The organism is Mucilaginibacter sp. A5337 (assembly GCF_059690695.1).
In genome coordinates this window covers 514,103-539,424 of sequence record NZ_JCAWEC010000004.1, presented here as the reverse complement: position 1 = coordinate 539,424, position 25,322 = coordinate 514,103, and the positions used below count along the sequence as shown (strand labels likewise).

Here is a 25,322-nt window from a genome sequence, read left to right as displayed (position 1 = left end):
TATGTTTTCTATATTTACAAAAACTCGCGTAGCACATGAACCATTTTGTTGATATCACCAACCGCAAAGTACTGTACCGCTTATTGCTTAACATCGATGCGCAGGCTAAGCCGCTTTGGGGTAAAATGACGCCTCAACAAATGATCGAACATCTTATAACTCAGGTTCAATACACCAACGGCGTTAAAATACCAACCTGGGATGGGCCTCATGAAAACACCGCGGCACGTAAGCAGAATGGTATTTATACCGATAATGAAATGCCCCGCAATATCATTTTAGAAGAGTTGCCCGAAACGCTAACCTACCCTGACCTGGAAACAGCTATTAATCAATTAATGAAAGAGTTGGATACGTTCGACAGGCATTTCAACACGCTTGACCTTAAAGTGATTCACGGTGGCTTCGGTCCATTGGATTATAACGAATGGATCATTTGGCATGGCAAACATTTTACGCATCATTTAAAGCAGTTTGGGGTGATAGATTGATGCCATAACCATGTGAAACGTTAATTAAATAAATTTTGTAAATTTGAGTATGCAAGTTCAGGTAGATATAGGGTTTGATAACAATGAACTAAAAGAATTGGAGTCATTTTTATTGCTTGCTCCTACTTTCTCTGATAAGCAAATTGCAACAATCAATAAAACGCGTAAGGCTATTAATAAATGGCGGCCTCAAAAAGGCTCGCGCGTCAAACTTTAATTTTGCAACCATGGAGATCCGTGAAGTGATTAATATAGATCATGATATTTTGGGAGGTCAGCCTGTGTTTGCCGGCACACGAGTACCCGTTGATACACTCTTTGATCATCTGGAGGCCGGGATTTCGCTTGCCGATTTTTTAGAAGATTTTCCATCTGTAAAAAAAGAACAGGCCATTGCACTGTTAGATATTGCCAGTAAAATCGTAACCTCAAAGAATATCACCCAACTCTATGAAGCTGTTGCTTGATGAGAATCTCCCTAAAAAATTAAAACTTGATTTTCCCGAACACGAAGTATATACTGTAACCGATAAAGGGTGGAACGGTATAAAAAATGGAGGGCTTTTAAAACTTTTACTCAGTAAGGTTTTGATGCCTTATTAACTTTTGATAAAAATCTCCAACATCTACAAAACTTTAAAAAGTACACCATCAGTGTTTTCGTATTAATTGCTCCAATTAATACCCATGCCGAATTATCAAAGCTTGTGCCTCTAATAAAAAGACATATTAAAAAGAGCAAAGTCACCCCCGGTCCAATTATTATCAGCATATAGCAAATTGCGTATACGTTTATATTTATATACGTATATACCTATCTTTACGGGCTATATATGAAATTTATCCGCTGGCTTTTAATCCCTTTTTCGCTGATCTATGCCCTTATTGTGGGGATCCGTAACTGGTGTTATAACCGGGGCATCTTCAAAAGCTCCGGGTTTGATATGCCGGTTATCGTTGTAGGTAATCTTGACGTTGGCGGTGCCGGCAAAAGCCCCATGACCGAATACCTGATCAGGCTGTTAAAAAACAGTTATAAAATAAGCACACTCAGCCGGGGCTATGGTCGCACCACAAAAGGCTTTTTAATGGCATCTGCCGAAAGCAAAGCCTCCGATATTGGCGATGAGCCTGCACAATTCAAACATAAATTTCCGGATATTGATGTTGCCGTTTGCGAAAAACGTGTAACCGGTGTTGAACAATTGAAAGACAATCATGATATTATCATTTTAGATGATGCTTACCAGCACCGGGCACTTGAACCGGGCATGAGCATCTTACTTTTTGATTATAGCCGGGTTAACGAGCCTCACGTCCTGCTGCCGGCGGGTAACCTGCGCGAATCATTTGCCGGGCGCAAAAGAGCGGATGTGATCATCATCAGTAAATGCCCTGCCTCCCTTACCGATCTTGAACAGGGCCGGGTAATTAAACGGATCAAGCCTTATCCTCACCAGTCGCTATTTTTCACTACTATTAACTATCTTCCCGCTCAAACTATGGAGGGAGCAACGGTTGCCAATGCTATCGACAAGCAAACTACGGTTTTCCTGCTCACAGGGATAGCTAATCCTAAGCCATTACTGGCATATCTGAAAAAGCAAACCGAACTGCTTGTTCATCACAATTATCCCGACCATCACCGTTTTAGCTTAAAAAATATCAGTAAACTTGCCAATGATTTTTCGGCCTGCTCCTCACAAAAAAAAGTGATCATCACAACAGAAAAGGATGCACAACGTTTAGGGGAACAGGACCTGCTTCCGATGATTAAAAAACTGCCCGTTTTGGTGCTGCCCATAGGCATTAGTTTTTTAAATAACGGGCAACAACAATTTGACGAATTAATACAAACATATGTTAGACAATATTGAAGGCACCGCGCAATACATCAAAAACCGAATAGGCGATTTTGTACCCGAAGTGGGGATTATCTTAGGTACCGGTCTTGGAGGCCTGGTAAAAGAAATTGAGGTTGAAAAACAGCTCATGTATTCTAACATACCTGATTTTCCGATCTCAACGTTGGAGTTCCATTCGGGCAAACTTATTTTTGGTACGCTTGCAGGTGTTAAAGTTGTTGCCATGCAGGGCCGCTTACATTATTACGAAGGCTATAATATGCAACAAATCACCTTCCCGGTGAGGGTGATGAAATACCTGGGCATCAAAACGCTTTACGTATCAAACGCCAGCGGTTCGCTTAACCCCGATTTTAAAAAAGGCGATTTGATGATCATTGAAGATCATATTAACCTGCAACCGCAAAACCCGCTGGTTGGTCGTAATTATGAAGAGCTTGGCCCACGGTTTCCGGATATGAGCGAACCTTACCGCCATGATATGATCGAGAAAGGTTTAGCTATTGCGCAAAAAAATAATATCACCTGCCATAAAGGCGTTTACGTAGCGGTAACCGGCCCTAACCTCGAAACCCGTGCCGAATACAAGTACCTGCGCATTATTGGAGGCGATGCGGTTGGTATGAGCACTGTGCCCGAAGTTATTGTTGCCAACCACATGGGCATCCCAACATTTGCCATTTCGGTATTAACTGACGAAGGCTTCCCTGAAATATTGAAGCCGATAACGCTTGAAGAGATCCTTGCCATTGCGCAGGAAGCCGAACCTAAAATGACCCTGATACTTAAAGAACTGATAGCCGGTAATTAATGCGCCAAAAGCTCAAATATATTTTTTTATTGCTGATGTGCCTGTCGGTACAGGCTGCTTTTGCGCAGTATGGTACCCGCACCAATCCGCGCAACCTGCCTACCCGTGATACTGCGCGCCGTCAGGAAAAACAAATGACCGACGATCAGCTCCTGGACAGTTTGCGCCGTAAAGAAGAAAACAAAAAGGATTCGGTAGTCTTCAGTTCCAAATTTATCCGCGTTACCAACGAGCGCTTGCTGAACGATAGTACGCAGTTGTTTCCGATTGATACCGGTATTACAAATTTCGAGATCTATAGCCCACTTATTGATCCACGCAGCCCGCGGATCCATTTGGGTAATATTGGCTTATCGCAACGGCCTTTACTTTTTGAGCCCAGCAGAACCATTGGCTTTGACCTTGGCTTGCATGCGCTTGATATTTACGCGCTGAAGCCACAGGATATTAATTATTATAATACACGGGTACCCTATACCAAGCTTACATTGTACAATGCCTTTGGTGGCTCGGCTATCCAGTTATTCAATATCGTCCATACCCAAAACATAAAGCCCAACTGGAATATTGGCTTTAACCTTAATTTCAACGGATCAAAGGGCTTTTATAACTATAACAACGTGCTGGGCCAAAACGTAAGTGATTTGAATGCATCCATTTTTACCTGGTACGAATCAAAAAGCAAACGGTACAACTTGCTGGCCAACCTGTTGTTTAACAATCTCAAGGCCCCCGAAACGGGCAGCATCCTCAACGATTCGGTATTTACCAGCACCAATGTAAACAATGCCTTTTCAAAAGATAGGGCAGCGGTACGACTGCCTTATAGTTATGAAAACTGGAACGATAAGGGACTTTATATTAAGCAATTTTACTACTTAGGCCGGATAGACAGCTTGAACAAAGGCAAGGATAACTCAAAGATCCTGCCTACCCAGCGTGTATCACATACCCTCCATATCTCAAACAGCAGGTACCTGTATAAGCAAAGCGGTGTGGATACCTATAATGTGTTTCCCGATTATTATTTCAGCAATAACCGATCGCGTGATTCGACGGTAGTGACTCATATTCAAAATGAATTTTCGTACAGTTTTTACCTCCGAAGCAAATCGGTAAAGTTTGTAAAGAACGAGCTTAAGCTTGATCTGGGCCTTGTACATGATTTTTATTCGTACAACCAGTATGTTAGCGATACCACCCTTAACCAGTATGGTGCAAAATATATACACCAAGATAAAGTACAGCACAATTCCTTCCAGGATATTACACTGAAAGCTAAACTGGGATACCGTTTCAGCGATCGTATAGCCCTTGATGCCGATTTCAGGCAAATTGCCCAGGGCCGTGACTTTGGCAACTATTTGTATGATGCCAAACTTACCCTGGCAGGCGGCCAAAAAACTGGTAAGATCGTTTTAGAGGCCTATTCGCAAAACAGCTCGCCGCCGTTGGTTTATAACAACTGGATCTCCAATCATTATATTTTCCATAACGATTTCAGCAATCAGAAAACTACCAGCGCATCGTTCAATTACATTAACAATGCCCTGCAAATTGATTTAAAAGCTGAGTATTTTTTGATTAGCAACTACCTGTATTTTACGGCACAGGATGGTGGCAGTGATGTACGCCCGGCGCAACTTGGCAGTTCCATCAACCTGTTAAAAATAAGCCTGGGTAAAAACTTCGCTTATAGGAGCCTGCATTTTGATAACTATGTCGTATATCAAAAAACCGACTATCAAAACACGCTTCGTACGCCTGAAGTATATGCTTACAGCAGCTTGTATGTTAACAGGGTTTTGCTTAATGTACTACACGCCAGTATGGGTATAAATGGAAGGTATAACACAGAATATGTTGCCCCTTCATATGCCCCGGGCCTGGGTCAATTTTATAACGGCGCAAACGTAACTTTTTCATCATACCCTATATTTGGTGTGTTCTTCAAAGCAACTTTACAGCGAACCAACCTGTTTGTTGCTTATGATTATATCAATCAGCGTGCATGGAGCAAAGGCTACTACACAGTAAACCGCTATCCGCAACAGGATGCCATCCTGAAGTTTGGCGTTTCGTGGACTTTTTATAATTAGTAAAGCATCCTATACAATTCAAAAAATTGCCTTAGACTGGCGCAAGTCTTGCGTGGCAGGCATGAGGGTGGATGACTTGTGCCTTTTGAGGTTAATATACTACTTCAACTTCACTCAAAATGCCACCTTTTTCTTCATAATTAGAAGCGCTGCTATAAACATATGCAGAAGCCTCGTTGACCCATCCCGCTTTAACGGGGTTTTGATGAATATAATCCAATTTTTGATCAAACATATTTGAGTTGGGTTCAATTTCTATCGGATGATTTTCTTGCTGCCATAGCTGATAATGGGTATTATTTAATTTGCTTTTCCTGTATCGGAAAAGAGTTTAAGCATCCAGTGCTTTCGGCTTTCCATCGGATTTTCTATGATCTCCCTGATAATTTTAACAGACGAAAACTTTTTCATATCCCGCATAATAGCTGATAGACTTTGATCGCCTTTTTTGCCTATGAGCAAATGAACATGATTGCTCATTATAACAAACCCATAAATAACTAAGCCCTTTTCCTTCATGCAATAGCGAAAGCTATCAAGCAAGATATCACGATATATGTTTCTTGTAAAAACATCCACCCAATGAACCACAGCAAAGATTACGAAGTAGACGCCCTCTGGGTTAGCGAATTTATATTTGGTACTCACACGCTGAAAATAGTTAAATATAATAAAGAAAGCAAAAGTGAGCGCCCCTCCAGCCAGCCACACAACACTTGCGCTAAAAAACGTCTAAAAAAACTTAAAAAACTGTTCCTACCCCTTCAATTCCTCACTAAATGTTAACCTGTTACCAAAAGGGTCATGAACGGTCATGGTGATAGTCTTGTCATTCCATTCGGGTACTTCCAAACCCGGGCGATTATATTTGTATTCTTTGGCGATTAGATGGGCATGATAGTCCCTTAGTTCGGTAAAATCGTCAATAGCCACGTGGCTGCCTGGGCTTGAGTCGCCGTGATGCTCGGACAGGTAAAGCACAACGTCGCGCAGCGAAATTTGAATGTATACAGGTACACCTTCGGGCTTGTGTTCCCAATCGGTTTTAAAGCCGAGCCAGGTAATATAAAATTCAATGGCTTTATCATAATCAAAAATTCGGAGGATAGGTTTTGTTATTGACATAGGTAAGTGATTGTTAAACAAATTTAACGGAAAATGTCGCCGCTTTTGTACAACGAACGCGCTTGTTTTCAATTAACTGGCTGCAAATGTTAATAGATGTTAAATATGACTAAAACGGCCTTGTAAATTAGGTTTCCATACAACAGATACCTTACTTTCGTCGGCACATTTCTCCCCCTCGTCTATTACATTGAGTGCGGGTTTAAAATGAGGCTACCTTAGCATGATATGTTTAAACGGATAAAACCGGCGCTGATTATCGAAATTTGTATCCATCTGTTATTTTGGGCACTGATTATTTTTACGCCCGTAATTTCCAGGCCGGATATGCGGGGTTTTCCGCAACCAGCCTTTTCGCTGGGTCATATCATCAGTTTTAACCTCGTTCTGGCGGCCGAATTTTATCTCAATGCTTTCCTCCTTATTCCCGGGATCCTGAAAAAGAATATCTGGCTTTACTTTTTTGCGTTGCTTGCCTCTTTTGTGGTATTCAATATCATATTGATGACCGTACGGCATTATTTTCCTGTACCTCATTTTCCCTGGATGGGGCAACATCACCGGCCAAAAGGACCTTACCTGGTTATATTCCCATTGCTGTCCATTACGGCGGGGAGTTTTGCCTATCATTACCTGGCCGATCAATTTAAGGCTATCAACAAAAAAAAGGATATTGATAATGCTTCGCTGATCTCTGAACTGGCCTTTTTACGCTCACAGATCAGTCCGCATTTTATTTTTAATGTAATTAACAGCGCAGTGGCGCTTTCACGGTTAAACCCCTCGGCAGTTGAGCCAACACTCATCCAGCTTTCCAAATTGCTCCGGTATATGCTTTATGTAACCGATGCGGAAAAAGTTACGCTATTCCAAAAAGAAGACTATCTCCGCAGCTATATCGAGCTGCAGCAGCTCCGTTTTCGCGACCAGGTGAAAGTGAGCTTCAGTTCTGATATCAAAGCTCCCGAAAAAACGATAGAACCCATGCTGCTCATCCCCTTTGTGGAAAATGCCTTTAAACATGGTACTGGAGATATTGAAGCACCGGCCATAGCCATCACACTTTTTACCGACGAAAAAAACCTGCGTTTCAGCGTACAAAACGTGTATAACCCTACCGAAGACAGTAAAGATAATGCCTCGGGTATCGGTCTTGCCAATGTTAAACGCAGGCTTGAACTGTTATATCCTGGCAAACACAACCTATATATCAATCAAAACGAGCAGGCTTATATAGTTATGCTGCAACTGGAACTTAAATGATGCGATGTTTAATAATTGACGATGAGCCGCTGGCGCTTGATCTGCTTGAAGATAACCTGAAACACGTGAACTCCATACAGGTAGTAGCACGTTGCCGCAACGCAGGCGAAGCGATCATTGCCATGCAAAAGGAGCAGATAGACCTTATTTTCAGCGATATATACATGCCTGGCATTAACGGCTTACAACTTATCAGAAGCCTCACCCAAAAACCTATGGTAATATTTGTAACCGCTTATGAAAAATTTGCGGTAGAAGGTTTTGAACTTGATGTGGTTGATTACTTGGTTAAACCCGTGCCCTTAGACCGTTTTTTGAAAGCCTGTCATAAGGCGCTTGACTTATATGAGCTTCGTCGCAGTTATGTACCGCAACCTACAACTAAAAACTATTTCTTTTTGCATGCTGATTATAACCTCGTTAAGATCAGCTTTGACCAGGTTGAATACATTGAAGGCCTTAAAGATTATATTAAAGTACATCTCATCAATCAGCAAAAACCGGTATTATCCCGTATCAGCCTAAAAGCTATTGAACTGCAATTACCACCCGACCAGTTTTTCCGGGTCCATAAATCATACCTCGTTAACCTGGATCATGTATCGCAAATGCGCCGAGCCCGCATCAAACTAATCAATACTGAAATACCTTTAAGCGATGGGTATCGTGATGTGATCAACAGGATGATCGGGAAAGCGTAACATATTTTCCCTAATCATCTTGGGCGCTGTTTGGGGTCTTTGCCTTCAGACAAGGTTAGAAATATGTCATTGCGGGCGTAGCGCGGCAATCGCATACTATACAGGGCGGCTTTGCTTCCGTGCGATTGCCGCGCTACGCTCGCAATGACATGGTTTTTCAGGCAATTTTCAATAAACATATACAAACACGTGCCACTACTTCTAACTAATATCCTTTTCCTTCCTGCTACTGCCCCTAACAACTGCTACTAAGCAAAATCCCCCTGCCACACATCCTGCCGTCTTGTCGACACAAAGCCTCTCATGGTCGATTTTATTTGAGGTGCTTCAAAACATGGTGCAATTTCGGCGCTGAAGAAAATACACCCCTACATGAAGAAATTTTCCCTATTGTTATTAACCACCCTTGTAATGTGCGGTACGGTGGCCCATAGTCAGCAAACTCAACAAAAGCTAAAAAAGATTGTAGTAAACCATTTTTTTTCATGTCCGCTTGATGAGCTCTTTGATACACTGGCAATGAACTATAAAGTTCGCATAGTGTTTGAACGGCAGCCCCTGCATGAAATGGACGTTGTGGAGCATTTTTTTGAGGAACCGCTTAAAGAAGTAATTGCCAAGGTTTGTAATGAAAACAGCCTGCATTACTGGATAGAGTCAAGCGGCACCATCTATATCCTTCAAAATACCGACGACCTGGCGCGGCTGCAAAAACTCAACAAGCTTTCATTGCAGGCATCCAACGCAGTAAAGGCCAAAGAAATTGAAGCCCCCAAGGCCAGGCCCAAGCATTTCCTGGTGAGTATTAACGGGCGGGTGATTGACCAGCAAACTGGCGAATCGCTGCCATCCGCAACGGTGAAGATCAGGGGTACCGACCTCAACGTTATGACCAACTCTGATGGCTATTTTACCATGTTCAGGGTGCCATCAGATACATCAGTGGTAGAAGTTTCATATACAGGTTACCAAACCGATTATTTCAGACTGAGCAGCGAAAAATTAAATTCGCCGCTGATCTGTGGTTTGTATTCATCGCTCAACAGCTTAAACGAGGTTACCATTACCGGTAAAAAAAGCGGCGTTATGAATACCGATAGCAGGCAGGTTGGCGTGTTACAACTGTCGCCGGCCAATTTGGATAAGCTGCCAACCATGGGCGATAAGGACGTACTAAGGGCATTTCAGCTGATGCCCGGTGTAAGCGGCACCAACGAGTCATCATCAGGTGCTTATGTACGCGGCGGTACCCCCGATCAGAACCTGGTTGTGCTGGATGGTTTTACCATTTACCAGGTTGATCACCTGTACGGTTTTTTCAGTGCCTTTAACGCCAGCGCTATCAAAGATGTACAATTGTATAAAGGCGGCTTTACGGCAAAATATGGCGGCAGGCTTTCGAGCGTTACCGAGCTTAACGGCAAGGAAGGCAACAAGAACGAAACTAATATAGGTACCGATTTGAGTTTACTGAGCGCAAGTGGTTACCTGGAAACGCCGCTGTCTGACAAATCAACTTTGCTTTTAGCTGTAAGGCGTTCGTACCAGGGACCGTTTTATAATAAGATCTTTAACCAGTTTAATCAAACCTCAACCACGCAGGGCGGTGGCCCGGGCGGCGGTGGTGGCCGGGGCGGCTTTGGTGGTGGTAGCTTTGCCAACCAGATTACGCCAAGCTCATACTTTTATGATTTTGATGCCAAGTATACCTACAGTATCAGCCCAAAAGATAAGGTTTCCTGGACCTTATACACCGGTACCGATAAAACAGATAACAGCAGGCAACTGGGTCTGCCATCGTTCCTGTCGTCGGGCAGCAGCGGTATCAACATAACCGACTATACCAAATACGGTAACCTTGGCAGCAGTATCAAATGGTTCAGGCAGTGGAATAAAAAGTTGTATTCAAACAACTACATCACCTACTCATCTTATTTTAACGACAGGAACAGGAGCACCTCTGGCTTTGCACAGATTGATACCAACGGCATTTCACATACCGTAAGCAACGGAACTTTAGAGACCAACAATCTGAAAGATGTGGGTTATAAATCTGAATGGGAATGGACGGCCAGCAACAAATACAAACTGCTCTTCGGTGGTTTTGCATCCTACAAAAAAATAGACTATGAGTATACCCAAAACGATACCAGCAAGCTCATCAACCAGCATAATAATGCCATATTAGCAGGCTTTTATACCGAGCTGGCTATCGACCCAAACAATAAATTTCATATTCAGCCGGGCTTGCGTACCAGTTATTTCGGTCCTACATCCAAACCGTACTTTGAACCCCGGTTATCGGCAAGTTATAATGTTAACGACAGGCTTACAATTAAAGGCGCAACCGGACAGTTTTACCAGTTTGAAAACCAGGTGATCCGCGAAGATATTTTGGGCGGTAACCGCAATTTCTGGGTGCTATCCAACAACAGCAATATCCCGGTTGGCATGTCAAGGCATTATATATTAGGTAGCAGCTACGAAACGGATGAGCTTTTGTTTAGCGTTGAGGGCTATTATAAAACACTTAGCGGTCTTACGCAGTACACCGTGAGGCAAACACAGCCCGCAGGTGGCGGCTTCAGGATGGAGGCCAACCAAAATCAAACACAAACCGTTACTGAAAACTTTTACGAGGGAACAGGCCGTGCTAAAGGGATTGAGTTTTTGGTACAGAAAAAAATGGGGCGTTACACCGGCTGGATCAGCTATACCCTTGCCCAGGCCCAAAACAAGTTCTCGGCTTTCGGCACGGATTATTATGCTGCCGATCAGGATGTACGCCATGAGTTTAAATCCATCAACATGTACCATTACGAGCGATGGAATTTTGCTGCAACCTTCCTGTTCAGCACCGGGCACCCTTACACGGCACCATTATCCAGCTATACCATTAAAACAGTTGACGGCAACAGCATCACTTACCTCAACATCAGCGACAAAAATGCCGAACGCCTGCCTGCCTATCACAGGCTGGACATGTCGGTTTCATATGACCTGCTGAAGATTGACGGACATAAAATAGGTTCGATAGGTTTATCGCTGTTCAACGTATATAATCATACCAATATATGGTACCGCGAATACCAGATGCAAAACAACCAGGTTATCACTACCGATGTTAACTACCTCGGCTTTACCCCTAACGTTACATTAAGCTTAAGATGGAAATAAAAACATACATACGATATACATTTTTTGCACTGATAGCCGGCTGCCTGATGATGGCATCGGCCTGCAAAAAAAACTCCTCAGATACGGACGCGGTGAACAAACCTGTTGTTGAAGCATACCTGATTGCCGGGCAACCGCTTTCGGTAAAAGTTTATCAGCAAAAAGATCTCACCGATACTGCTACTTATGGCGCGGCCTTAACCGGTTTAAGTATCAATGTGAGCAACGGCGCGCAAACCGTAAAACTTACCGAAACAACAAGCGGCACTTACACTTACAGTGATGCCTCATTTGTAACTGCGGGTAAAACTTATAGCATGCAGTTTACCTATAATAATGTGGCCGTCAGCGCGTCGACAGTAATGCCGGGTAAACCTGAAGGGTTTAAAATAACTGATACTGTATTTCATGAACCTAACACCATCGATCAGGCATATAACGACAAGGTGCGTGAAACCATCACCTGGACCAACCCTGATTCGTTACAGCATATGCTGCTTTTCAAGAATACCGACAGTAATCCATTCGAAATCATAGCAGTAAGAAACAACCGAAACGCAAGTTTCGAAATCAATACTGAACGTGCGTCGACCTACAGTATAACGCAAACCACGTTCAAATACTACGGTGCTTATAAGGTGATATTGCTAAGGGTAAATGACGAATACATCAATGTATTAACCAGCAATACCCGGGGCAGCTCGCAAAACCTGGTAAACACCCCAACCAATGTTGTTAACGGCCTCGGCATTTTCACAGCGATGCAGGCCGATACATTGAATTTGAAGGTAACAACAGAATAACTCTGATAATCCGGCCTTACGAAGTTTAAAAACTTCGTAAGGCTCCCCGAACAGGACAAATGCAATGGGACGACGCGGCAATCGCATGTTATAAAGCCAGCGTCGCCTCCAAAGCGTTTTTTCAGCTTGTGATCGGTGCTATTGCCATCAGTGTTCGGAAAATTTTAATTCCCTCCCTTGGGAGGGGTGCGTTAGGATTGTGTATTGGCAGGGAGGGGTTTATACGCCCTTGCAACGATTGGGCATCATGGTGAAACCCCTCCCTACACCCTCCCAGGGGAGGGAATCGCACAATCCCGCGCTTTTTTTATTTCTTCCAAACACCTATGATGATAACATCAACCCCAGGGCAAATTTTATACCCCGCCCCTCACTTTACCTCCTCTTTGTCACTGCATTGTAAACGCCCGTTTAAACGTTTATTGTAAAATATACGGTTTGTATCATGTTAGTGTAACTAATACATGACAATTGCACTTTTTGTAACAAAATAAAATTTAAGCATGTAACATTTAGGGTATTTTCGCCTCCAATTACCAAAATAACACTAAATGAAACGTTTTTACATACTTATTGTATTATTCTGCATTGCTTTTTCGGCTCAGGCCCAGTTTGGAGTTGGCGGAGGCGGCCCCACTGTAACAGGCAGAATTTCCGGTACAGTGATTGATTCACTTACCAAAAAACCATTGGATTATGCCACGGTGGGCTTATACCGCGCTGGTGGCAAATCGCCAATTACAGGTGTTTTAACCGATGAAAAAGGGAACTTTAAACTGGATAATGTAAAGCCAGGCACATACAAGCTGGCAGTTTCGTTTATTGGTTACCCAACCAAATATATTGAACCGGTTACTACAACTGCATCAAAACCCGATAATAAACTGGGGCAGCTCTTTATTTCGCCGGGAGCCCATGCGCTGAAAGAAGTTTCGGTAGTTGGCCAGGCTGCATTGATTGAAAACAAGATTGACAAAATAGTTTACAATGCTGAAAAAGACCTTACAGCTGCCGGCGGTAACGCTACCGATGTATTGCAAAAAGTACCGTTGGTAAACGTCGACATTAACGGTAACGTATCTATCCGTGGTGACCAGAACATTAAAGTATTGATCAACGGTAAGCCATCCGGCGCTACATCAGCAAGTTTATCTGATGTGTTGAAAACTATCCCTGCCGATCAGATCAAAAGCATTGAAGTTGTAACTTCACCGTCGGCCAAATATGATGCTGAAGGTTCAGGCGGTATCATCAATATCATTACCAAGCAAAAAAATGTTTCGGGCTTTAGCGGTTCGGTGAGCGGTGGTGTAGGTACCCGTCAAAACAATGGTAACATCAACCTAAACTATAACAAAAACCGTTTCAGTTTAGGTATTAACGCCGGCGGTAACTTAACATGGCCGCAAACCTCATTGACTACTTTCGACCAGATGATCAATACTCCTGCACACGATACAGTTCCTGCTGTTAGCCTCCATAACCGCAATAATACATCAAGCAGGATCAAAAGACATGGCGCTATAGGTTCGGTTACTGCAGGTTATGAGTTTAACGCATTTAACAGTATCAACAGTACCTTCAGGTTAAATGATGGTGGTTTTAATACCAACGGAGGCGGCGATTACAACCGTACGCTAAATGGCAACTTATTAACTTATAACGGCCGGACTACATCTCACAACCATTTTGGCGGTTTTGACTGGAATATCGACTATACCCACAAATTTAAAAAAGAAGGTCACGAATTGACCATATCAGGTCAGTGGAGCCATAGTGATATCACCACCGATTATACAAGTATCTTTACTGCAGTTAACCCAAGCCAGATAGGTGACAACAACGGCAAAAACAACGAATATACCGGACAAGCCGATTATACCTTACCTGTAAGCAAACTGTTAAAAGTAGAAGCAGGCGCTAAAACCATTCAACGCCGCATCAACAGTAATTACGATATTTTTAATACAGATACCGAAGGTAACAATCCGGTTCGAGATGTATTAAATTCAAACCTGTATGATTACAATCAGAATGTGTACGCAGGCTATACCGTATTAACGTTTACTTTACCTAAAAGCTATTCAATATTGGTAGGTGGCCGTGTTGAAAACACCAGGATTAAAGGCGACCCACAAAATCCTTTCCAGGAAGCAGGTAGTTCAGGTTTCCAAACTTTGGAGCCATTTACTGCAAGTTATACAACTTTTATCCCAAGTTTAACCTTACAAAAACAATTTGGTTCAAACACTATCAAGTTATCATACAGCAAAAGAATCCAGCGCCCAAGCCTTCAGTTTTTGAACCCGTTCATCAACCGTGCTAACGTGCAGAACCAAACTGTAGGTAATCCTAACTTGTCGCCAGAGATTTCACAAACTGTTGAGTTAAACTATAACACCTTTATCAAATCATCAGTACTTAACTTCTCTGTGTATTACAAACATACCAGCGATTTGATTGAAGGCATAGCAAGCCCAATTGTTGATACTATCAACAACAAACCGGTTATAGCTACCCGTACAACATATTCAAACGTTGGTGTAAATAATTCAATTGGCGCAAGCTTCTTTGGATCAATAAATCCTATTAAGCCGCTTACTATCCGTGCCAGCATTAACGGTTTTACCTATAGCCCAAGCCCGCAAGGGGTATTTGTGTCAAACTCATCTGCAACAGGTACCTATTTTCAGTACTCTGCTTTCGGAAGTGCATCGTACCAGTTCCCACATAATTTCCTTGCCGAGCTGTTTGGTTTCACTAACTCATCTCGCAGAACTATCCAGGGTACTAACCCATCGTTCGGGATCTATGCCTTCGGTGTTAAAAAACAGTTCTTAGATAAAAAACTGGCTATCGGCTTCAATACTGTACAGCCATTTGCAAGGGACAAGCATTTTGACCAGAACATCAATAGCCCAGGCTTTACACAAACCAGCTCAACGGCATTCCCATTCCGTTCGTTTGGGATCACGTTTAGCTACAGTTTTGGTAAACTAAGCTTCAGCAACCCTAATCAGCAGAAAAAAGGCGTTAACAACGACGACCAAAAACAAGGCGATCAAGCCGGCGGTCAGGGTGGCCCGGGCGGCAGATAATTTGGCTTAGAAGTCAAAGACTGTTAGAGTCAGGAATCAAGAAAAATAAAAAGAGCCGGAAGCGTAATGCTTCCGGCTCTTTTTCTGAACCGGGATTTGGGGGGATTTTTCTGATTTTTGGGATTTTCTCTTTTGATCGCCAAAATCATTCCGTAATCCAATAAATCCCGATTCAGATAAAATCCTATAATCCGGCAAATCCTCCCAAATCCCGGTTCTACTCCGCATCCACCTCAATACCAATCTGCTTAAGCAATAGCGAGGCATTAAAAGTTTTGCATTCGCCATGCTTGATCTTATAGTCAAACAACATTTCCCCGTTTACCACCTGGATATCGAAATAAAAGTTGCGAACATAATTGGGATATTTAGTCTCGAGATGAGCTATCTGCAAATCATGAGTGGCTACCATACCTACGGCGTTCTTGCGGATCAGCTGTTCTATAACTGCTTTTGAGCCGAGGTATTTATCAACCGAGTTGGTACCGCGCAGCATTTCATCTATCAGGAAAAACACCTTAGGTTCATTTTCAACGGCAGCCAGCAACATCTGCAGGCGGTCGAGCTCGGCTTTAAAAGTTGAAGTGCTTTCATTCAGCGAATCCTTGATACGCATATAGCTGATCATGGTGATCACCGATACCTGCATGCTTTTGGCGCAAACAGGTGCACCGCTTAGGGCTAGCGCGGTATTAATGCCCACCGTACGCAAAAAAGTGCTCTTACCGGCCATGTTTGACCCGGTTATGATATCTACCTTAAAAGTATTATCCAGCTCATAATCATTTTCGATACGTTTAGCGGCATCAATAAGCGGGTGGGCAATAGATTTGGCGGTGAGGGTATAGCCCTGCCTGTCGTCAATAACGGGAAAACTCCACTCCGGATAGTTCACTGCTAAACCGGCCAGACTCAGTAGCGATTCAAATTCGGCAATTACGTCAAAGGACGTTTCAAGACTATCCTGGTTTTGGCGTTTCCAGTTTTCGATGGCGATGATCTGGCGGATATCCCATAAAAAAAACAAGTTGAGCAAGAAGCCAACTAATAAGTTAAGATGATAATTAAGCTTGTTGATCAGTTGCCCCAACTCTTTTATTTTGGCCGATGTTTTATCGGTTTTTAGTTGTTGTGCCAACGTGTTGCTGTAACCGGACTGCCATTGCTGATCTTCAATGCACTTAAATACACCGGCATAATTGGCTAAAGTATCACCTATTTTTCCGGCAATGAGATCGGCTTTTCGGATATAGGCCGCTTTTGAAAACACTACCCCCATATTGAACAAACCCACGGCTATTGCCACCAATTTTGCCGGGGAATAGAAATAAGCCACGATAAGTAAAGCCGTAAAAAGGTAAGGAGCAATTTTGGTATAAGCGGCGAGCCACTTTTCGCCGGGCATATCAAGTGGGATATGCAGGTATTTAAACAGATTTTTAAGCTGGTTCACATCCTGCTTCATAGCAAAAACAAGGCGTGTTTGCAGGTCGAGTTTCCAGCTATTTTTAGTGGCTATTTCTTTAACAGCTTCTTGTCGCTGCAATACAGTTTGTTTGTTTGCCGGAGCATTAAGCCAGCCCGCCAGTTTATTGTTGCCCGGTGTGGTAGCTGTGCGGTTGATGAGTTGGTATAGCGATGCACCGCCGTAAATATCCAGATCGGAGGTATAAAAGTGCTTATCATTATTATAACGTGCACCATCGCCATAAATATTACTGTGGCTTTGGATACTGCCTATCTCGTTTTCATTTACCTGCTGCAGATCATCATAATACTGCTTTTGTTTTTCGAAACCGCTTTGCCGGGCCACCAACCAGGCAAAGGCAAAAACCAGCAACACAAAAGCAACAGCAATGATGCTGAAATTGTCGAAGTGAATGGCAAAGGCTATAGTTACGGCCACCATAGCAAAAATGCCAAGCCGCATAAGCGAATAAGTATTGGCAAGACTTTTATATTTGGCTGCTTCAGCAGCTGCGAGGTTGGCCCTGTGGGTGTAATCTATGATAATTGTTTGTTCCATTTGCAGATAAATTCAACCAAAATAAACACATATATTTTAAATAAACGTTTATTTGTTGCAGATATGAAGATCACGTTCCTTACCGTTGGAAAAACTGAGGATGCCTACCTGAAAGAAGGCATAGATAAATATGTAAAACGGTTAAAGCACTACACCAAACTGGAGCTTGCCGAAATCCCGGAGCTCAAAAACACCAAAGCCCTGAGCCCCGAACAGCAAAAAGGCAAAGAAGCTGAACTGATCCTGAAAAAGATCACCCCGCTTGATTTTGTGATCTTGATGGATGAGAAGGGCGCCGAGTTTACTTCGACCCAGTTTGCAGCCTACATCAATAAAAAAGAAGTTACCACATCGGCCAACCTGATATTCATCATAGGCGGACCATACGGGTTTGATAATTCCGTTTATCAGCGTGCCAATGATAAAATTTCCCTTTCGCGCATGACATTTTCGCACCAGATGGTACGCCTGTTTTTTGTAGAGCAGCTGTACAGGGCATATACCATTATGAAGGGGGAGCCTTATCATCATGAGTGACCGTTGATTTTTATGATTACGTTGATTTCGCTGATTTTCTTTCCGCTACTGCTAAAATCCCGTAAATCTTTTAATCCGTTTAATCCCGGTTCAGAAAATGAACAATCCATGAATCTGCACATTTGCACATCTGCATATCTGCACATCTTTCCCTACCTTTGCTAAATGTCAGCAGGTCACGATCATTCGCATTCGCACGGGCACGGGCACCATCACCATGACCACGCCCCTAAACTCGATCATTTAAATTCGGCTTTTATATGGGGTATCGTGCTTAACTCGGTATTTGTGGTGGTTGAGGCCATTACTGGTTTTATAACACACTCGCTATCCCTGTTAACCGATGCCGGTCATAACCTGAGCGACGTGGCCTCACTTGCACTGGCCCTGCTTGCTTTCAAGCTGACTAAGGTAAGTGCCAACAGTAAATACACCTATGGCTATAAACGGTCTACCATCATCGTATCGTTCTTTAACGCAGTAATATTATTTGTTGCGGTTGGGTTTATTATTTATGAAGCCATTATGCGTTTCATGACCCCCGAAACTGTATCTGGCGGAACAATGGCCTGGGTGGCTTTTATAGGTATTGGCATTAATGCCTTTACCGCATGGCTGTTTGTAAAAGATAAGGATACCGACCTGAATATAAAAGGCGCTTACCTGCACATGGCTGTGGATGCCATTGTATCGTTTGGCGTAGTGGTTTCCGGCCTCATCATATACTTCACCAAACTATATTGGATTGATAGCGTAGTGAGCCTTATAATAGGTTTCGTGATATTGCGCGGCACCTGGAGCCTGCTTATTGCCAGCTTGCGTTTGGAAATGGACGGCGTACCTGCCGAAATGGACCTCGATAAAATCAAAGCCGAACTCAAAAAAGCCAAAGGTGTAGTTGATGTGCACCACATGCACGTTTGGGCGCTCAGCACTACCGAAAATGCGCTTACTGCTCATTTGGTGATCAGCCCCGAATCAATGGCCGATTTTGATAATATCAAGCATGATCTGCGCCATAGGCTGGAGCATCTGGATATCAGCCATAGCACCTTCGAACCCGAATTTTCGGAAGAAGAGTGCAAGCAGCCGGAGTGTTTGTAGGCCGCGTTAAATTTTTAAAAAGTGTCATTTCGATAGAGCAAGTCGGCATAGCGTAGGGAGCGAAAGAGAAATCTTATACATCCGGCATAGCCCAAACATGATTTATCAAATGGCGTATACGATTTCTCCTCATGCCGATGCAGCTCCCATCGCTGTTCGATCGAAATGACATGGACTTTTTCTTAAAATCGCTGATTTTCTTATTTTTATGGTAAAACAATTACCAGAAGATGAGCAAAATCAAAACCTTAAAAGTACTTTCTGTAATTACCTTTCTTGAGATCATCGGGATGGTGGCATGGCCGGTTATATTAGGATGGGGTCAGCTTATTGGTCCGGCAGGGAAATTGCTCTTCACCATATTTATTTTTCCATTCTTTTACTATATCGCTTTCCTCATATTTCTGTCGCGCTATGCAAAAAGAGAGAAGGACGATCAAAATATCGGCCTCGTCATATTTTTAAATGTAGCACCAATTATTGGGCTGCTTTATGTTTTAGACGTATTTTAATAAACGGACAGTATTCAGTTTGAAATATTGATGACAACCAAAGGAATTTAGTATGAACATACAGGAACAAATCGAAGCATATATCGCCAGCCAGCCCGAACCAAACGGAATGACATGCAAACCTTGCATTTACACATACTTCAGTTACTGCCGGGATGTAAATTATGGTTCCTGGATGGTAGGGACAGCGAAAATAAGATTGTTAGTAATCCCAATATCGGATATGGATCATACACCATAAAATACGCCGATGGTACAACCAAAGAGTTTTATCAAATTGGCATCAGCGCAAATACAACCGGAATTTCAGTTTATATCCTCGGGATAAAGGATAAAACATATTTGGCTCAAACTTTTGGAAAAGACCTCGGCAAGGCAAGCGTAACCGGATATTGCATTAAATTCAAAACGCTGAAAGATATCAACCTTAGTATACTCGATGCAGCAATACAGTACGGAGTTAAGGTTACAGGTGAAAATTAAATCTTAAACCGGGGCACTACGCAAATACCAATGTTTATTTAATAATTCTTGCTACCTTAAAGCGATTATTTAACCTCTTATGAAATCAACCAGGAGAAAATTTATAACCACAACAGCGGCATTAGCTGCAGGAACAGTTACTGCAGCGGCAATATCATTGAAAGAGCAAAAAGAAGAATGGCCAATAGTTCACCATGTATTTTTCTGGCTTAAAAACCCGGGATCAACAGAAGACCGCGATAAACTGGTAGCCGGTGTTAAAACCCTTGCCAAAATTGAAACAGTACGCAAGCTTCGTGTAGGTATTGTAGCCAGTACCGAAAAACGCGATGTGGTTGATAACTCATGGGCTGTATCTGAGCTCATGTTCTTCAGCGACCTGGCCGGACAGGCAACCTATCAAACTCACCCCATCCACCTGGAGTTTATTAAAAACTGCAGCCACCTTTGGGAAAAGGTTATTGTTTATGACGCGCAGGATGCTTAGGCTAAGGAGTCTGATTGGTAGTAAACCGACAAATTAGAGCCATGTTAGTTAAATTTCATCATGAAACAAAATGCTTAAATTATTTCATAAACATTTTGTTGATAACAGTGGTATGTAACTTTATTTTAAGCTGTTCTAATCCTAAACCTACTGCTTTACAACGGTTAAAAAGCATGGATAAATCCCAACTTGATAGCATTAAAGATGCGGTATTAAGGAGTTATAGGGATACCATTAAAGTTGATAGCACAGAAATAGCAGATAATGGTGATACTGTATCGGTAAAATTCAGGCATTATTGTAGTTATGATAATAAAATAAGCGTACCACAGGAATATCTCGATGTTTATGGAATCTCCGAATTTCAAACACACAACTTTATATCGGAGATAGAGTTTAAGATCAACTCCAGGATGATTTATAAAGGTGCTATAACTAAAAGTGATTTTAGTAAGTCCGTTTCCATGAGACTGAAAAAATATGGCGTACTCTGCTACACTCCAGATCTGAGCATATCGGGAAAGCGGCTATCCATCGATTATAATATAAATATACCTTTATCCGGAGAAGGCTGGGGTTATACTATCAGTATAGATTCAACCGGTAAAAAGATCACCGGTTCGCTTGATTAAGATGCTAAGGTAGCATTAAGCTAATTGATTGGTGTCAACGTATATATCGAAGAAGGAAAGAATTGCTACAAACAAAAAAAGCCGAATAATCGGCTTTTTTTGTGTTATGCTATCCCTATTATTTCGTTATCATTTTCAGCAGATCTTTTGATGATCTGCTCCTTGCGCTAAAGCGCGAAATGCATTGCCATTTTAACAAACTCGTTTAATGTGATATTGTTAATTGCAGCAAATACTGATGCTTCTTTATGCAGGGTTGACGGGACGCGAACGTTAAATGTGCCTTTGTAAGTTTTATCAGGCGATTTACCAATAGTATTACAAGTATCAATATAATCTTCAATCGCCTCTTCAAATGCAGCTTTAAGTTCTTTTACCGATGTCCCCTCAAAATTAACCAGATCGGTGATGCCCAAAACTTTACCATGGAAAACTTCATCGGAGGCACTAAAATGCACCGATCCGTAATAGTTTTTATATTGCAAGATATCATTCATCTTTTAAGTATCCTTTTATTCTCAGAATTTCAATAACGTCCTTTATTGCGTATTCCTTTAGTATATTGGCAGGATGGGGTTTATGAAGGTTGATAATATTTTTATTCCCGTCAACAAATCGTCTTCTTGATCCTCCCGTTTTTCCACCTTTTAACTCTTCAAAGCCAAATGCTTTTAGTACTTTAATCGTTCTTCCCATGTAAAATCCTTGGGAAGAGATAATAAACGTACAATTAATTTTTCATGTCTTGACATTGTCTTTCGTTAATGCTTCTTTATTTGCCATAATAATCCCTTTCTACATATCTATTGGATAATTTCTTCAACCGTTGAAGAGAAATATAAAATTAAAAAGAGCGGCGGATATTTGCAACTAAAAATCAGTTGCAAATATCCGCCGCTCTTTCCACAAAAAAAGCCGATTATTCGGCTTTTTTTGTGGCTTTTTTAGCTTTTGCTTTTGGAGCAGCAGGTTCAGCTTCCGGCTCAGCAGTTACTGCTTCGGCAACCGGCTCTTCTGCAACCGGGGCAGGGGCTTGGGTTGGATCGGCCTCTTCAAAAATTGGAAGCGGCTTTAATATCTGGAACCAGGCTATTACCTTTTTAATATCAGATGAGTAAACTTTTTCTTCATCATGATCTGGTGCAACCTCATAAAAGAAGGTACGTAATGCTTTTCCGTCGGCTTTAACATCAGGTATGTTTGATGCTGATTTCATACGCTCAAGAACATCAGTTAACCTGATATCATCTTCAACACCAAAAATGGTAATCTCGCTCAAAGCGGCTAATTTAGCTGTAGAAAGGTTAGCTATTAGCTTTGTTTTTTGTGCGTCTAAACTTTCCAGTACGTAACCGGTTTTGTTTTGAGCCAAAGCCTTCCATAAACCTGGTTTTCCCGATACTGATACAATTCCCTGTAAATTCATATATTTTTTGTTAGTCAACTTGATGAAGCGGATGATTCGTCATCATAAAAAGACAAATCATCCACCTATCAACTATTCACTTAATCTTCAATAACTTCTATGGTTAAAATTTTATCTCCCTGGCGAATAGCGTCAACTACCTCAACATTTTCAATCACTTTACCAAAAACGGTATGGTTACGGTCAAGGTGTGCAGTGTTGTCACGGCTATGGCAGATAAAAAACTGTGAACCACCAGTGTTACGACCGGCGTGAGCCATTGAAAGCACGCCACGGTCATGGTATTGATTATTGCCTGTAAGCTCGCAATCAATTTTGTAGCCTGGGCCACCTGCACCGGTACCGGTTGGGTCGCCGCCCTGAATCACAAAATTAGGGATAACACGGTGAAAGGTCACGTTATCATAAAAGTTTGATTTTGCTAATTTTTTAAAGTTAGCAACGGTATTAGGGGCATCCTGATCGTAAAATTCTACGGTCATATCGCCTTTTTCGGTTTTGATTATTGCTTTGCTCATTTTTTGTTTTTTTAGAAAACAGTTGGCAAAGGTAATAAAATTGAGGATTAAAGAAAAAGGTAAAAGGCGAAAGGTTAAAGGTTAACGGTTTGCTATTTTATTAATCACCATGGTGTAAATGTTATGGTAAGCGTCTTCTCTTTAGGCGAATAACTGATCTCACCTTTTCTCTTTGAATCAAACATTTTGATCTCCGAAACTGGCTTTTTATAGTCTTTGCCCAGTTCGGCTAATTGGATAAAAAACCAGTCGAGTCCTTCCTGGTCGCCCAGAGTATTGGCAAACCAGGCCAGTTTCTGCAGTTCTATGAGGTTTACTTTTTCATCAGCCTTGAAAACGTAAGTCCACTTTACTATCATCAGTTCATCGGCCTTACCAATCAGCAGGGCCCGGCTTCCATTAGCATCTGTAGCAACAAAATTCGGAAGCAGGCTGATATCTGTGTCTTGCTTAAAAACAAGACTACTATCGGCCTCAGTAAGCTTTTTAATTAACACGTTACGATTAAGGTGCATTCCGGGATTGCCAATTTGGGCATGCGCAGGCAAATAACATATTAATATAACTGCCACAAGGATGATATTTTTAATAACAGATAAACTCATTTAAGGGCCAGGATTTAACAGCGGTATAAAACTAAAACAACATGCCCAAAGCCCGAAGTCCCTGTGTGTTAAAAATGGTTAAAATACATTAGCTGTTTATTCGTTACATTTGATAACCCGGCAATAATAAATCAACAAGGATTGTGAATAAATCATTAGGCTATAACTTTTTAACTCATACATTCCGTCTTTTACTCACAAAGCTCAAGTTCCTTTTGCCTTTCGCCTTTTACCTTTTACCTTTAACAGCAAAGGCCGCATCTATATTGATCCCGATGGACGATGAGCAAAAAGACCATCTCAAATCATACGGTATAGCTTTCTGGGTGCTCAAAAATGGTGAAGAAGTTGATTGGCTGCTCAACTATCGTGGCGGGAGTTTTATGATGAAATATGGGCCAAAGGTTGAAGAAGAATGTAAGATCCGCGGGGTAAGCTATGAAGTTATTGCCGATGCCAAAGCGAATGAGATCATAACCGAAGTAAGTGATCCATCAGTAAATATGGATTTGGTTAAACTGGAGAAAGCACCACGGATGGCAGTATACTCGCCCAAAAACAAATTACCCTGGGATGATGCCGTTACCCTGGTTTTGAAATATGCCGAAATTCCGTACGACCTGGTTTACGATGAAGAAGTGATCCATGGCGAGCTGCCCAAGTACGATTGGCTGCACCTGCACCATGAGGATTTTACCGGGCAATACAGCAAGTTTTACGGCGCTTTCCGCTATGCACAATGGTATACCGATGATATCAAGATCCAGGAAGCTATGGCCCATAAGCTGGGCTTTAGCAAAGTATCAAAAATGAAACTGGCCGTAGCTCAAAACATCCGCGACTTTTGTGCCGGCGGCGGCTTCCTGTTCGCCATGTGTTCAGGTACTGATACTTTTGATATTGCCCTATCCGCTGCCAATACAGATATCTGCGAACGCATGTTCGATGGTGATGCTGCCGACCAGGACGCGCAATCGAAACTCGATTTTAGCCAGACTTTTGCCTTTCAGAATTTTACGCTGGATATGAACCCCATTTCGCACTCATTTAGCAACATCGACGTTACCACCACCCGCCAGGTCGATCGTACGCGTGATTTCTTCACATTGTTTGATTTTTCGGCCAAATGGGATGTAGTGCCCAGTATGCTAACGCAAGACCATGACAAGGTGATCAAAGGTTTTATGGGCTTGACCACAGCTTACAACAAAAATATGCTCAAACCCGGTGTTACCATTATGGGCGAAATGAAAACCGCCAATGAGGCCCGTTATATCCATGGCGAATACGGCAAAGGCCAATGGACCTTCTACGGCGGCCATGACCCCGAAGACTACCAGCACGCTGTAAATGATCCGCCAACAGATCTCAAGCTACATCCCAATTCGCCCGGTTACAGGTTGATATTGAACAATGTACTTTTCCCGGCTGCTAAGAAGAAAAAGCAGAAAACCTGATGTTGTTAGCTTAAAGCAAAAGGCGGAAAGCTTAAAGCTATAAGCGTATCAATCAATACCTGCGCCCCTTTTTAACGATTGCGTAACATAGGGCTGTATTTA

Annotated in this window: 27 protein-coding genes; 18 read left to right on the top strand and 9 right to left on the bottom strand. The window is 42.3% G+C overall.

Annotated features, from left to right (window positions below; genetic code table 11):
- Window positions 1–35 precede the first annotated feature (35 nt).
- The 6 genes from AC59JO_RS16350 (at window position 36) to AC59JO_RS16325 (ending at window position 5,266) form a co-directional block, all read left to right on the top strand.
- On the top strand, window positions 36–491 hold the full coding sequence (locus tag AC59JO_RS16350) for a hypothetical protein (protein WP_497306505.1): 456 nt from the start codon (window positions 36–38) through the stop codon (window positions 489–491).
- 227 nt (window positions 492–718) lie between these two features.
- The gene (locus tag AC59JO_RS16345) at window positions 719–958 is read left to right on the top strand and encodes a DUF433 domain-containing protein (protein ID WP_413669676.1); all 240 of its coding nucleotides are present in this window, start codon (window positions 719–721) and stop codon (window positions 956–958) included.
- Window positions 942–1,094, top strand: coding sequence for a hypothetical protein (locus tag AC59JO_RS16340; RefSeq protein WP_497306503.1), 153 nt, complete (start codon window positions 942–944; stop codon window positions 1,092–1,094). The genes AC59JO_RS16345 and AC59JO_RS16340 overlap by 17 nt, the downstream gene beginning before the upstream one ends.
- Window positions 1,095–1,324: 230 nt before the next feature.
- Entirely contained in the window at window positions 1,325–2,368 is a 1,044-nt protein-coding gene (gene lpxK, locus AC59JO_RS16335; RefSeq protein ID WP_497306501.1) for a tetraacyldisaccharide 4'-kinase, read from the top strand.
- Complete coding sequence (locus AC59JO_RS16330) at window positions 2,352–3,167, top strand: purine-nucleoside phosphorylase (protein WP_091218692.1); 816 nt, start codon at window positions 2,352–2,354, stop codon at window positions 3,165–3,167. Before lpxK ends, AC59JO_RS16330 begins: the two co-directional genes overlap by 17 nt.
- Window positions 3,167–5,266, top strand: coding sequence for a putative porin (locus AC59JO_RS16325; RefSeq protein WP_497306499.1), 2,100 nt, complete (start codon window positions 3,167–3,169; stop codon window positions 5,264–5,266). The genes AC59JO_RS16330 and AC59JO_RS16325 overlap by 1 nt, the downstream gene beginning before the upstream one ends.
- 91 nt (window positions 5,267–5,357) lie before the next feature.
- Here AC59JO_RS16325 and AC59JO_RS16320 read toward each other — a convergent pair whose 3' ends face one another.
- The 3 genes from AC59JO_RS16320 to AC59JO_RS16310 all read right to left on the bottom strand — a co-directional run bounded on the left by AC59JO_RS16320 (window position 5,358) and on the right by AC59JO_RS16310 (window position 6,391).
- Window positions 5,358–5,501, bottom strand: coding sequence for a hypothetical protein (locus AC59JO_RS16320; RefSeq protein WP_413669679.1), 144 nt, complete (start codon window positions 5,499–5,501; stop codon window positions 5,358–5,360).
- Between the two features lie 65 nt (window positions 5,502–5,566).
- Window positions 5,567–5,914, bottom strand: a complete 348-nt coding sequence (locus tag AC59JO_RS16315) for a transposase (protein WP_497306497.1) — start codon at window positions 5,912–5,914, stop codon at window positions 5,567–5,569.
- 108 nt (window positions 5,915–6,022) lie between these two features.
- Window positions 6,023–6,391 carry a glyoxalase superfamily protein gene (locus AC59JO_RS16310; RefSeq protein ID WP_413669681.1) on the bottom strand — a complete coding sequence of 123 codons (369 nt, stop codon included), beginning with the start codon at window positions 6,389–6,391 and terminating at the stop codon, window positions 6,023–6,025.
- Between the two features lie 228 nt (window positions 6,392–6,619).
- On the opposite strand from AC59JO_RS16310, the gene AC59JO_RS16305 reads away from it, so the two are divergent.
- The 5 genes from AC59JO_RS16305 (at window position 6,620) to AC59JO_RS16285 (ending at window position 15,433) form a co-directional block, all read left to right on the top strand.
- A complete protein-coding gene (locus AC59JO_RS16305) occupies window positions 6,620–7,654 on the top strand; it encodes a sensor histidine kinase (protein WP_413669682.1) in 1,035 nt (344 codons plus the stop codon).
- Window positions 7,654–8,355, top strand: a complete 702-nt coding sequence (locus AC59JO_RS16300) for a LytR/AlgR family response regulator transcription factor (RefSeq protein ID WP_497306494.1) — start codon at window positions 7,654–7,656, stop codon at window positions 8,353–8,355. The genes AC59JO_RS16305 and AC59JO_RS16300 overlap by 1 nt, the downstream gene beginning before the upstream one ends.
- Window positions 8,356–8,727: 372 nt before the next feature.
- Complete coding sequence (locus AC59JO_RS16295; protein ID WP_497306492.1) at window positions 8,728–11,532, top strand: TonB-dependent receptor; 2,805 nt, start codon at window positions 8,728–8,730, stop codon at window positions 11,530–11,532.
- A complete protein-coding gene (locus AC59JO_RS16290; RefSeq protein WP_497306490.1) occupies window positions 11,523–12,335 on the top strand; it encodes a DUF4249 domain-containing protein in 813 nt (270 codons plus the stop codon). Before AC59JO_RS16295 ends, AC59JO_RS16290 begins: the two co-directional genes overlap by 10 nt.
- Window positions 12,336–12,886: 551 nt before the next feature.
- Window positions 12,887–15,433, top strand: a complete 2,547-nt coding sequence (locus AC59JO_RS16285) for a TonB-dependent receptor (RefSeq protein WP_413669686.1) — start codon at window positions 12,887–12,889, stop codon at window positions 15,431–15,433.
- A 217-nt stretch (window positions 15,434–15,650) separates the two neighbouring features.
- Here the strand turns inward: AC59JO_RS16285 and AC59JO_RS16280 are convergent, their stop codons facing one another.
- Window positions 15,651–17,459 carry a MutS-related protein gene (locus AC59JO_RS16280; protein ID WP_497306488.1) on the bottom strand — a complete coding sequence of 603 codons (1,809 nt, stop codon included), beginning with the start codon at window positions 17,457–17,459 and terminating at the stop codon, window positions 15,651–15,653.
- Between the two features lie 63 nt (window positions 17,460–17,522).
- On the opposite strand from AC59JO_RS16280, the gene rlmH reads away from it, so the two are divergent.
- From rlmH to AC59JO_RS16250, 6 genes are all read left to right on the top strand, one after another.
- Window positions 17,523–17,996 (top strand): 23S rRNA (pseudouridine(1915)-N(3))-methyltransferase RlmH, encoded by a 474-nt coding sequence (gene rlmH / locus AC59JO_RS16275; protein WP_413669688.1) that lies wholly within the window; start codon window positions 17,523–17,525, stop codon window positions 17,994–17,996.
- 165 nt (window positions 17,997–18,161) lie between these two features.
- Entirely contained in the window at window positions 18,162–19,100 is a 939-nt protein-coding gene (locus AC59JO_RS16270; RefSeq protein WP_413669689.1) for a cation diffusion facilitator family transporter, read from the top strand.
- A 230-nt stretch (window positions 19,101–19,330) separates the two neighbouring features.
- Window positions 19,331–19,612 (top strand): hypothetical protein, encoded by a 282-nt coding sequence (locus AC59JO_RS16265; RefSeq protein ID WP_497306485.1) that lies wholly within the window; start codon window positions 19,331–19,333, stop codon window positions 19,610–19,612.
- Between the two features lie 114 nt (window positions 19,613–19,726).
- On the top strand, window positions 19,727–20,095 hold the full coding sequence (locus AC59JO_RS16260; protein WP_497306483.1) for a hypothetical protein: 369 nt from the start codon (window positions 19,727–19,729) through the stop codon (window positions 20,093–20,095).
- A gap of 79 nt (window positions 20,096–20,174) precedes the next feature.
- On the top strand, window positions 20,175–20,582 hold the full coding sequence (locus AC59JO_RS16255) for a Dabb family protein (protein WP_497306481.1): 408 nt from the start codon (window positions 20,175–20,177) through the stop codon (window positions 20,580–20,582).
- 173 nt (window positions 20,583–20,755) lie between these two features.
- Window positions 20,756–21,214, top strand: a complete 459-nt coding sequence (locus tag AC59JO_RS16250; protein WP_413669693.1) for a hypothetical protein — start codon at window positions 20,756–20,758, stop codon at window positions 21,212–21,214.
- 167 nt (window positions 21,215–21,381) lie between these two features.
- On the opposite strand, the gene AC59JO_RS16245 is transcribed toward AC59JO_RS16250, so the two are convergent.
- The 5 genes from AC59JO_RS16245 to AC59JO_RS16225 form a co-directional block, all read right to left on the bottom strand.
- Window positions 21,382–21,711, bottom strand: coding sequence for a type II toxin-antitoxin system HicB family antitoxin (locus AC59JO_RS16245; RefSeq protein ID WP_497306479.1), 330 nt, complete (start codon window positions 21,709–21,711; stop codon window positions 21,382–21,384).
- A complete protein-coding gene (locus AC59JO_RS16240; protein WP_497306477.1) occupies window positions 21,704–21,910 on the bottom strand; it encodes a type II toxin-antitoxin system HicA family toxin in 207 nt (68 codons plus the stop codon). Before AC59JO_RS16240 ends, AC59JO_RS16245 begins: the two co-directional genes overlap by 8 nt.
- Window positions 21,911–22,133: 223 nt before the next feature.
- A complete protein-coding gene (locus AC59JO_RS16235; protein ID WP_176622247.1) occupies window positions 22,134–22,640 on the bottom strand; it encodes a DUF5606 family protein in 507 nt (168 codons plus the stop codon).
- A gap of 80 nt (window positions 22,641–22,720) precedes the next feature.
- On the bottom strand, window positions 22,721–23,158 hold the full coding sequence (locus AC59JO_RS16230; RefSeq protein ID WP_091218741.1) for a peptidylprolyl isomerase: 438 nt from the start codon (window positions 23,156–23,158) through the stop codon (window positions 22,721–22,723).
- A 104-nt stretch (window positions 23,159–23,262) separates the two neighbouring features.
- Complete coding sequence (locus AC59JO_RS16225) at window positions 23,263–23,730, bottom strand: hypothetical protein (RefSeq protein WP_497306474.1); 468 nt, start codon at window positions 23,728–23,730, stop codon at window positions 23,263–23,265.
- 308 nt (window positions 23,731–24,038) lie between these two features.
- On the opposite strand from AC59JO_RS16225, the gene AC59JO_RS16220 reads away from it, so the two are divergent.
- Entirely contained in the window at window positions 24,039–25,220 is a 1,182-nt protein-coding gene (locus AC59JO_RS16220) for an asparagine synthetase B (RefSeq protein WP_497306734.1), read from the top strand.
- The last annotated feature ends 102 nt before the right edge of the window (window positions 25,221–25,322 follow it).